This is a genomic window from Candidatus Sulfotelmatobacter sp. (assembly GCA_035498555.1).
GTDB lineage: Bacteria > Eisenbacteria > RBG-16-71-46 > RBG-16-71-46 > RBG-16-71-46 > DATKAB01.
Genome location: DATKAB010000128.1, coordinates 1 through 10,092, shown reverse-complemented (window position 1 = coordinate 10,092; position 10,092 = coordinate 1). Strand labels below are relative to the sequence as shown.

The following is a 10,092-nucleotide window of genomic DNA, read 5'->3' as shown; positions in this document are numbered from 1 at the left end:
AGTGGGGTATGACGCCGCCGACCGTCAACGCCTACTACAACCCGACCGTCAACGAGATCGTGTTCCCGGCCGGCATCCTCCAGCCGCCGTACTTCGATCCCAAGGCCGACGAGGCGTTCAACTACGGCGCGATTGGCTCGGTGATCGGCCACGAGACCACGCACGGCTTCGACGACGAGGGCAGGCAGTTCGACGCCCAGGGCAATCTCAAGGACTGGTGGACCGCCGACGATGCCGCGAAGTTCAAGGACAAGGCGCAGAAGGTGGTGGATCAGTACAACTCGTATGTCGCGGTCGACACGCTGCACGTGAACGGGCGGCTCACGCTCGGCGAGAACATTGCCGACATCGGTGGCCTGACGATCGCGTTTCACGCCTGGCAGCGCTCGCTCAAGGGCAAGCCCGCTCCGGTGATTGATGGCTTCACCGGCGAGCAGCGCTTCTTCCTCGGCTACGCCTCGGAGTGGCGGCGCAAGCTGCGCCCCGAATCGATGCGCACCGCGGCGCTCACCGATCCCCACTCGCCGGCCGAATGGCGCGTGAACGGCGTGGTGTCGGACATACCCGAGTTCTACAAGGCGTTCGGCTGCAAGGAAGGGGACGCGCTGGTGAAGAACGACGCGCAGCGGCCGGACATCTGGTAGCTGCGCCGGGACCGAAATAGGCCGCAATCGTCGTGAAGAGGTCGAGGGCCCGCCTTGTGATTTCTAGCGTGAGAGCTGGAAGATCGCGAGGCGGGCCCGGGCTTTGGGCGTCGCGCCGAGGGCAATTCACGCGACGCCGCCCGCCTCGTTCGACGCTGCAATCCTCCCGGAGGTCGCCGATGAAACCTCGCGTGCTCGGAGTGTCCGCCGCACTTCTCATGTGTTGCGCAAGCCTGTTGCTGCCCGCCGCCGCCTGGTGCGCCGATTCGGTTCCCGGCATGGAGTACGTCGACAAGACCTGCAAGCCCTGCCAGGACTTCTTCCGCTATGCGAACGGCGCCTGGATGGACACGGTGAAGATCCCACCGGCGTACGTCGCGGTCGGCGCCGGGCGCGAGATCTACGATCGCAATCAGGTCGCGTTGAAGCGCGTGCTCGACAACGCCGCCGCGAAGGCCTCGATCGAGGAAGACCCCACGCTGCGCAAGCTCGGCGTGCTCTACGGGTCGATGATGGATTCCACGCGGCTCGATCGCGACGGGCTCAAGGGCATTCGGGAGGCGCTCGACAAGATCGACGCGATGAGGAGCAAGGCCGACTACACGCAGACGTTCGCCTGGGTGGCGTTGCGCGGGCAGGGACTGGGGCAGCTCGCGATCCCGGGGTTCGGCATTCCCTTCTACTTCAGCCCCGAGATCGACCCGAAGAACAGCTCGATGATGATCGGGCAGATTCAGCAGGGTGGGCTCGGGCTGCCGGATCGCGACTTCTACTTCAGGAAGGACGCCAAGTCGGACACCATTCGCCGCGAGTTCCAGGCGCACACCGGGCGGTTCCTGCAGCTGATGGGCGAGGATCCGGCGACCGCGAAGCGCCACGCTGCCGACATCATGAAGCTCGAGACGGCGCTGGCCGAGTCGTCGATGACGCTGGTGGCGCAGCGCGATCCGCACGCCGTCTATCACAAGATGACGGTGGCGCAGTTGTCCAAGCTCTGCCCGGGTCTCGACTGGCCCGGTTACTTCAAGGCGGTGGGCGTGCCGAGCCTGGCCGACCCGAACGCGAAGCTCGACGTCTCGATGCCGCACTTCCTGGTGGCGCTCAATCGCGAGATCAACAGCGTGCCACTCGACACCTGGAAGGCCTATCTCAAGGTGCGCTACGCCACCCGCGACGGCGCCTGGATCGGGAAGAAGTACTTCGACGAGATCTTCCACTTCAACACCCTGCTGACCGGCACCACCACGCCGCTGCCGCAGTGGAAGCGCGCCGCGACCAAGGCCGACGACGCGATGGGTGATGCGCTCGGCAAGGCCTACGTGGCGACCGAGTTCCCGCCGTCATCCAAGGCGCGGGTGATGGACATGGTCGACAACCTGCTGGCGGCGCTCAAGGACCGCATCGAGACGCGCCCGTGGATGAGCGACAGCACCAAGCAGCAGGCGATCGTGAAGCTGTCGGCGATCGTCAAGAAGATCGGCTATCCCGACAAGTGGAAGGACTATTCGGCGCTCGACATCGATCCCAAGGCGCCGACCATCGACAATCTCACCCGCTGCCAGAAGTTCGCGATGGAATACAAGATGAATCAGATCAACAAGCCGGTGGATCGCTCGGAATGGGGGATGACGCCTCCGACCGTCAACGCCTACTACGATCCGCTGGTCAATCAGATCTTCTTCCCGGCCGGGATCCTGCAGCCGCCGCAGTTCGATCCGAACGCGGATGACGCCACCAACTACGGCGCCATCGGCATGGTGATCGGGCACGAGATCACGCATGGCTTCGACGATCAGGGGCGGCAGTACGACGCCAAGGGCAATCTGCGCAACTGGTGGACCGAGGACGACGCGGCCAAGTTCAAGGCCGCGGCGCAGAAGGTCGTGGATCAGTTCAATGGCTACGTGGCGGTGGATTCGTTGCACGTGAACGGTCAGCTGACGCTGGGCGAGAACCTGGCCGACTTTGGCGGGCTCACGATCGCCTATCACGCCTGGCAGCGGTCTCTGCACGGGAAGCCGGCGCCGGTGATCGACGGCTACACCGGCGAGCAGCGCTTCTTCCTCGGCTACGCCCACGCCTGGCGGTCGAAGATCCGGCCCGAGCTGCTGCGCACCATCGTGCTCACCAATCCGCACTCGCCGGCCGAATGGCGCGTGAAGGGGCCACTCTCGAACATGCCGGAGTTCCGCGCCGCGTTCCATTGCCAGGCCGGCGACCCGATGGTGACGGCAGACAGCAAGCGCCCGGAGATCTGGTAGGGAGGAGCAGGCGGGGAGCTCCGGGAGGCGCTCCCCGCCGGCCTCACGCCCCTCGCAGCCGCCGCGCGGCCTCGACCATCGCGGCGAGCTTGCGCTCGGCGGTCTCGGCGTCATTGATCGGCCGCGCCGAGAACGTGCCGAAGCCACAGTCGGGATTGAGGAACACGCGCTCGCGCGGCACCACCTGTAGCGCGGCCTCGACGCGGGCCACGATCTGCTCGGGCGCTTCGACGTCTTCCGAGCGCGGATTCACCACGCCGAGCCCCAGCTCCTTATCTCCCGGCGAGATCACCTCGCCCGCGCGCGGTGTCGCGTATTCGAGCACCAATTGCGTCACCGGCACCTGCGCGAGCCAGGGCGCGAGCGGCGCGTAGCGGCCGCGCAGCAGCGTCCGTTCGTCGCGGCTCCAGTTGCCGCGGCAGACGTGGAGCCCGGTGCGCACCCCGGCCGCCGACGCCAGCACTTCGCCCAGCATCTCGACCGCCCAGCGCAGCTCATCGCTCGGATCGCCGCGAGCCGCCAGCGACGCACACATGAAGGTGCGCGTCTGCCCTTGCGAGAACACCAGCTCGGTGAGCACCGGCTCGTCGAGCTGGATGAAGTCGGCGCCGGCCGCCGCCAGCCGTGCGACTTCCTCGCGCAGAATGGCGACCACGTCGCGCCCCAGCGCCTCCTTGCTGTCATACGCCTCGCGGCTCAGCTCGGGCACCCACATCGCGCGCGTCAGCAGATAGGCACCGGGCAGCGTGACCTTGATCGGTCGCCCGGTGTGGCGCCGCAGCCGCTCGAGATCCGGCAACACCAGCGGCTCGCGCGCGCGAACGCGGCCGACGCAGGTGGGATTGCGAATCGAGAACGCGGGCACGTCGAGCGTGTCGAGCAGCCGGCTGAAGCCCTCCTTGTCCTCGACGTGCTCGAGCATCTCGGCGAGCGTCATCAACCGCACGCCGTCCAGCTTGTCGGCGACAAACGAATAGAAATTGTCGCGCGCCTGTTCGCCGTCCGTCACCAGATCGACGCCCGCCCGATGCTGCGCCTCGACCGCCTCGCGCACCGCGTTGTCCACCGCCCGTTCGTGCCGCTCGGGCGAGATCTCGCCCGAGCGGAGCGCGCGCCACGACGCGAGCACGACCCCCGGCCGCGGCCAGCTGCCCACGGTCGTCACCGGGAAGAGCGGCAGCGCGCTCATCGCATCGCGGGCTCGAAGAACGCCTGTTCTCTCACCGCCGCCTCGAGCGCCGTGTAGCCGGTGACGCGGCCCGGAAGCCACTGCTTGAGGCCTTCCAGGTCCATCATCTCGCGGTGCGCGGGGTTCGCGTAGTCCATCGACAGCAGCACGCGCGTCCATGGCTCGGCGCGCGCCGGCGCGAACTTCTCGGTCGTGGTGAAATTGCAGTGGTCGAACGGCGCGGTGGCGTCGAGAATCTGCACCCGCCCGGGATCGGCCGTTCCGTCGCGAGACCAGAGCCGCCAGTTGAGGTCGAGCACCGCCGCCGCGTCGGCCTTGCCCGCCAGCAGATCCTGCAGCGCGTCGCGCTCCCCGCCGACGTGGTCGCCGTGCTTGCCGACCAGCACGTCGTGGCGCAGCACCTCGAAGTCACGCCCGGCCACCAGACCGTGCGCATGCAGGTGGTGCAGCGGCAGCAGCGTCGCCTGCGGGGAGTCGCTCGCGCCGGTGGCGAGCCTGCGGCCCTGCAGGTCGCGGATCGAGCGCACCGGCCCGGCCGCGCGCACCAGCAGGTGCGTCACGCGATCGCGGTCGGTGTCGCGCATGGCCAGCGCGCGGCACGACCCGCCCGCGCGCCGCTGCGCATCCACCCAGGCGAGCGGCGAATTCCACGCGATGTCGATGTGACCGGCGAGCAATGCGTCCACCAGCATCGTGTAGTTGGTGTAGTAGACGCAGTCGATCGGGCAGCGCTGCTCGGCGAAGAAGCGGGCGATGATGTCCCAGATCACGGTGACTTTGGGATCGTAGACCACGGCGCCGACGAGAATGGGTCGCACGGACGAACCTCCCGATTCAGAGAACGCGTTTGAGGGTGATGTCGATCGAGACGCCGGGCGTGAGGCTCGCGAGCACCGGCGCCCGCTCGCAAACCCGCTGCCAGAGCGACTGGAGTTCGGCCTCGCCGATCGACGAAGCGACGTACAGCGAGCCGCGGATCGAGCGCAGCCGCGCGCTGCCTTCCTCGCCCATCACGCCCGCGATCACCAGCGGATGCTCGAGAAACGCCTCGAGGCGCAGTTCGACGTCGTCGAGCGCGAGGCTCGCGCGCCGGGATTCCTCGCCGAGCCCGCTCACCAGATCGGTCGCGAGAGCCGCGAGCAGGTAGTCGAGCGCCGACGGGTGCGACGCCGCGCTGTCCCAGCTGGCGCGGCCGAGGCCGGCCAGCGTCAGGTGGCGCGCGTGAAGGCGCACGCTCCGCTCGGGACCGTTGCGGGCGCGCAGCCGGGCGTCGGGTTCGGGCGAGGTGGAGTCGGACACGTTCAGAACAGCGGCAGGCCGGTGAGCACGCGACCGGTGAACTCGAGCAGGTGGTCGGTGGTCGGCGACATCACCCAGCCGGCGCGCGCGTCGCGAAACACGCGCTCGACGCCGAGCTGGCGCGAGAATGCTGCGCCGCCACAGGCCTTCATGGCCAGATCGGTCACGTGCGTCGCCGCTTCGAGCGCCGCGAGTCGCGACTGGAGCACGAACAGCGGCGCCGCCGGCGAGCCGGCGTCGAGATGATCGAGCGTGTGGCCGAGCAGCGCGCGCGACTGCCCGGTGCGCAACGACATCTCGGCGAGCCGGGCGCGCAGATTGGGCAGGTCGCGGAGCTGGGTCCCGGTGGTCTCGAAGCCCGCCGAACCGAGGTGGCGCGTGGTGGCGTCCACCGCCGCGCGGCACAGACCGTTGGCGATCGCCGCGGTGCCGATCGCGAACCAAGGGAGCACCACCGTGAGCATGGTGGTGGCGCCCTCGCCCTGCGCGCTGATGAGATCGCCCGGCGTGACCGCGACGCGCTCGAAGCGCATCGGCGCCGAATCGTTGCCGCGCAGGCCCAGCCCGTCGAAGCCGTTGGGGATCGCGATACCCTTCGCGCCCTTCCGCACCAGATAGATGGTCGACTCCATGGGTGCCTTTGCCGCCGGTGCGAGCACGCTCGAGACGAACGAGTCGGCCTCGTGCGCCGAGGTCACCCACGACTTGTCGGCGGTGGTCTCGAAGCCCGTGCCGTTGGGGGAGAGCCGCGAGACCGGCGTCCAGAACAGCGAGCGCGAGCCGCGCTCCGAGAACGCCAGCGTGGTGAGATGCCGGCCGGCGGCGATGTCGGCGAGCAGCGTGTCGCGGCCCGACAACGATGCGCCCGAGGCGATGGCCTGCGCCGCCACCACGTGCATGTTGTAGATCATCGCGGTCGAGCCGCAGGCGGTGGCCAGTTCCTCGACGACCGCCGCGAAGGCGCGCATGCCGGCGCCGGCCCCACCCATTTCGCGAGCGACGCACAGCCCGTTGAGCCCGGTCTTGGCGAGCGCCGCCATGCCCTCGCGCGGGAAACGCGCCGAACGGTCGACGTCGGCGGCGTTCGGCGCGAGCACGTCGCGGGCGAGGGTGGTGGCTGAATTGAGCAGCGTGGAATCGGACTCCGAAAGTCGGTACGGGTGCACCATACGAATAGCCTCCCGGACAGCGCCGGTGCGCTGTCCGCGAACAGGTGATCGCGACGCCGGCCGGTCAGGCCGCGCGGCGAAACGATTGGAATGGGGTTAGAGACGCTCGCGAAGGAGTTGCGGCGGACGAGCCGCAGCGGCCAGCGTCAGCGAGGGGTGGGACCCGCCACCCGAGCGGTGGGGGTTCAACCAAATCCGGAGGCGTAAAGGAATTTCGCGGAGAGAGTCACGCGCACGCGCGGAGCTTCGCATAGGGCCCGGCGCGGCGCAATCGCGGGGCGCGGGCAAGCGGCGCTGGGCGCGGCGAAGCCGCAGAGGCGGCGCCGAAGTGGTGGACCGATTTCGACTCCCGGCTACTCCCCGATCGGCTGATAGATCAGCGACGGCGCATCGCGCAGGCCGGCGACCGGGCGCAGGCCCTCGGTGATCACACCGAGGCTGTCCACCAGCCTGTAATGCGGCGCGAGCGACTGCCACATGGGCAGTGACACGTCGCCGGTGCGCTCGAGCGGCAGATCGAGGACCAGCCACGGCCGATTGGGCCCGTGGCGAAGCCCGTCGAACATCCGATCGAGCAGCTGAGGATCGGTGCGCAACAGGCGATTGCCGTGCGCGCGCACGATATCGTCGAGCGCCAGCAGATGGAACGACGTCTTGCCGAGCGCCTCCCAGGTGTAGAAGCCGTGATAGGGCATCAGCACCGGGCCGGGAATCGCCTTGAGCCGTGCGTAGAACGCAGCGCGCGTTTCCTCTGCGTGCGGCGGCGGCAGATAGCGCCGCGCCGAGTACGCCACCGCGGGGTACTGCAGCACCAGCAACAGCGCGGCGATCGCCGTGACCGCGCGCTCGGTCGTGGCACTCGCGCTCGTTCCGCCCGCGAACGCCGCGCGCAGGATGCGCTGCGCGGCGATCGGGGCGAGCAGCGCCAGCGACACCACCACCGGCATCAGCGTGTGCCGATAAGCGTACGGGTCGAGCGTGGCGAGCAGGCCGGCGGCGAGTCCGCCACCCCACGCGGACCACGCCAGCAGCACGCGCCGATCGCCCTCACGCCACGCCGGCACGATCGCCAGCACCGCCGGCACCGAACAAACGCCCCAGGTGCCGAACACGTCCTTGCCGATGTAGTTCTGGATCCGCACGAAGCTGAGCGTCGACCAGTGCGAGGGCACGTCGTAGGTGTAGAACGGGAACCACTTGCCGAACCACAGCGTCATCAGCGCGTAGCCTCCGCCCGCTGCCGCAGCCAGCGCCACGGCAAACGGAACCAATCGCCGTCGATCGAAGAACAACAGATAGGGCAGCGCCATCAGTCCAAACAGCAGCCCGTGCTGCTTGGACAGGAACGACGCGCCGATCAGCACGCCGGCGAGAATCGCGCCGGCCGCGCCCCTGGTTTCGCGGAGCGCCAGCATCCCGGCGATCGCAAACATCATGAACTGCGCGTTCGGCCCCACCAGGTCGTAGCAGCCGGCGGCGAATCCGAAACCGCCGATCATGATTCCGGCGCCCGCGATCGCCAGCACCAGGCTTCTGGTGTCGAGCCACACGTAGCGTGCGATCGCCGCGGCGAGAACCAGCGTCTCGATCACCGACACCAGGCGCGGCACCCACAGGAACGGGCCAAAGATCTTGACCAGGGGCGCCACCACGATGAAGAAGCCCGGCATGTAGGCGAGCGGGATGAAGTCGAGCACCGGCGGTCCGAACAGCGGCTGGCCGTGGGCGAGACGCACGATGCTGTCCATCAGCATGCCCTCGACGTTCCCGAGCTCGAGCGGATGCCGGTAGCGATGAATGGCGAGATTGATCCAGGTGAGGATCGCGAGCAGATGAACGAGCCCGGCGGCGATCAGGATCGGCCACGGCCACCAGGAGAGTGGGCCGCCGGCGCGGGACGCGCTGGGCGCGGGCGCGGCGCTCGAAGAGCTCGAAGCGCTCACGGGCGAGCGGGCGCGGCGGTCATGGCCGGCGCGACGCGCTCGAACCAGGTGCCGTAGGTGTCGGTGCGCATCATGCGATAACGCTGATCGAGCATGGCGAGGAAGTTATCGGACCGCGGGCGCTCGGACTGGAGCAGCCCCGATTCGGTCGGCTCGATGAAGATGTAGGGCGTGCTCGTCGCATCGAGGTGCGACACCGCGTCGTTCCAATCGTCGGTCGTGTAGTACTCGGTGAGAATGCCGCCGGTGCGCGGCACCGATTGCCGCCGGCCCGACAGCCAATAGACCAGAGGATTCCCGACCACGAAGATCGGGCCGGGTCGCGCCGAAGCCTCGCGCAGGAACGCGCCCTCGTTCTCGAAGCGGAAGTAGGCACTGCCGCGGCTCGCGCGCAGCAGATGGCGATGGCGCAGCGCCGGCGTGCGCACGAATTGATCTTTCGCCAGCGCCGCGCCCTTGGTGAACACCGAGGCGAGCGGATTGACGAACACCAGCGCGACCGCGAGCGCCAGCAGTATCCGCCGCTCGGCGGGCGAGTTGGGCGGGCGGAGCTCGCGCAGCGGGCGGGCGACCGCGTCCAGACCTTGCGCGGCGAGCAGTCCGAGCGGCAGCAGGAACAGCCACAGGTGGTATTCCCAGCCCGAGAAGCGCTGGATCAGGATCAGTGGGAAGCAGGCCACGATCCACACCAGCATCTGGGTCGTCAGCAGCGAACGCTTGCCACGCCAGCCGGTCCAGGCGCCGATCAGCGCCGGCGCGAGCAGCGAGCTCCAGCGCTCGAAGAACCAGCCGAAGCTCTCTTTCAGACTCTTGAGTGGAAAGCCATGGATCATCGGCGCGATCCGCTTCGGGAACTCGACCCACGCCGCCCACGCCTCGCGCATCACGCCGTGCGCCTGGAGCGCGAGCACCATGGCGGCGAGCGGAATGACGAATCCGAGCGCCAGCCCGGCCTTGCCGAGCAGCACGTCGCGCAGGCGGCCCGGGCGCGGGTCGCGCCAGCGCGACAACAGCGCCATCGCCCAGCAGATCGCAGGCAGCACCACCAGCAGCAGCTTGAAGGTTCCGACCACGCCGTTGGCAAAGCCGGCGATCACCCAGAGCGGGAACGCGCCGGACCCGCCGGCCGCGGATTTGCCGCGCCGCGCGGCCTCGTTCGCGAACCACACCGAGACGAAGAACGGAAACACCACCAGACCTTCGGGCTGCGTCTGGTGCCAGTCCTCGGTCACCGCCCAGTAGAAGCCGACGATCAGCAGCGTCGCGACCGCGGCGCCCCAGCGATTGTCGAACCACCGGCGGAGCGACGTGAGCAGCAGCGCCGCGAAGGCGGTGAACCAGATCAGCTCGAGGGCGTGAACGCCCTCTTCCGAAAGCCCGAACAGCCGGATGCCCAGCTCGTAGAACCAGAAGATGCCGGGCTGCTTGGTGTCCCAATAGTCGCGATAGAGCAGCCCGCCGTGCAGCAGGCGCTCGCCGCCCATCGCGAAGATCGCCTGATCCCAGGTGAACGGCGCCCACAGGTTGAGCGCGCCGAGCGCGACGCAGATCGCGAGCACGGTCCACTCGAGCGAGGTCCAGTCGAGC

General features: G+C 68.6%; 8 protein-coding genes. 2 read left to right on the top strand and 6 right to left on the bottom strand.

Translation table 11 applies throughout. The annotated features are described in order from the left end of the window. Positions 1-644, top strand: a 644-nt coding sequence (locus VMJ70_11110; protein HTO91667.1) for a M13 family metallopeptidase, incomplete at its 5' end; no start/stop codon positions are given. 179 nt (positions 645-823) lie between these two features. After that, positions 824-2,905 carry a M13 family metallopeptidase gene (locus tag VMJ70_11105; GenBank protein HTO91666.1) on the top strand — a complete coding sequence of 694 codons (2,082 nt, stop codon included), beginning with the start codon at positions 824-826 and terminating at the stop codon, positions 2,903-2,905. 43 nt (positions 2,906-2,948) lie between these two features. Here VMJ70_11105 and VMJ70_11100 read toward each other — a convergent pair whose 3' ends face one another. From VMJ70_11100 to VMJ70_11075, 6 genes are all read right to left on the bottom strand, one after another. Beyond that, positions 2,949-4,094, bottom strand: coding sequence for a cobalamin-independent methionine synthase II family protein (locus VMJ70_11100; GenBank protein ID HTO91665.1), 1,146 nt, complete (start codon positions 4,092-4,094; stop codon positions 2,949-2,951). After that, the gene (locus tag VMJ70_11095) at positions 4,091-4,912 is read right to left on the bottom strand and encodes a PhnD/SsuA/transferrin family substrate-binding protein (protein ID HTO91664.1); all 822 of its coding nucleotides are present in this window, start codon (positions 4,910-4,912) and stop codon (positions 4,091-4,093) included. The genes VMJ70_11100 and VMJ70_11095 overlap by 4 nt, the downstream gene beginning before the upstream one ends. Positions 4,913-4,928: 16 nt before the next feature. Continuing rightward, complete coding sequence (locus tag VMJ70_11090) at positions 4,929-5,393, bottom strand: OsmC family protein (GenBank protein ID HTO91663.1); 465 nt, start codon at positions 5,391-5,393, stop codon at positions 4,929-4,931. A gap of 2 nt (positions 5,394-5,395) precedes the next feature. Further along, positions 5,396-6,562, bottom strand: a complete 1,167-nt coding sequence (locus VMJ70_11085) for an acyl-CoA dehydrogenase family protein (protein ID HTO91662.1) — start codon at positions 6,560-6,562, stop codon at positions 5,396-5,398. Between the two features lie 353 nt (positions 6,563-6,915). Then, entirely contained in the window at positions 6,916-8,505 is a 1,590-nt protein-coding gene (locus VMJ70_11080) for a hypothetical protein (protein ID HTO91661.1), read from the bottom strand. Next, on the bottom strand, positions 8,502-10,092 hold a 1,591-nt coding region (locus VMJ70_11075), incomplete at its 5' end, for a glycosyltransferase family 39 protein (GenBank protein HTO91660.1). The genes VMJ70_11080 and VMJ70_11075, both read right to left, overlap by 4 nt.

Excerpts from the sequence above, each read along its gene's own strand:
- VMJ70_11105 (HTO91666.1), top strand. The coding sequence starts at position 824 with ATGAAACCTCGCGTGCTCGGAGTGTCCGCCGCACTTCTCATGTGTTGC.
- VMJ70_11100 (HTO91665.1), bottom strand. The coding sequence starts at position 4,094 with ATGAGCGCGCTGCCGCTCTTCCCGGTGACGACCGTGGGCAGCTGGCCG.
- VMJ70_11085 (HTO91662.1), bottom strand. The coding sequence starts at position 6,562 with ATGGTGCACCCGTACCGACTTTCGGAGTCCGATTCCACGCTGCTCAAT.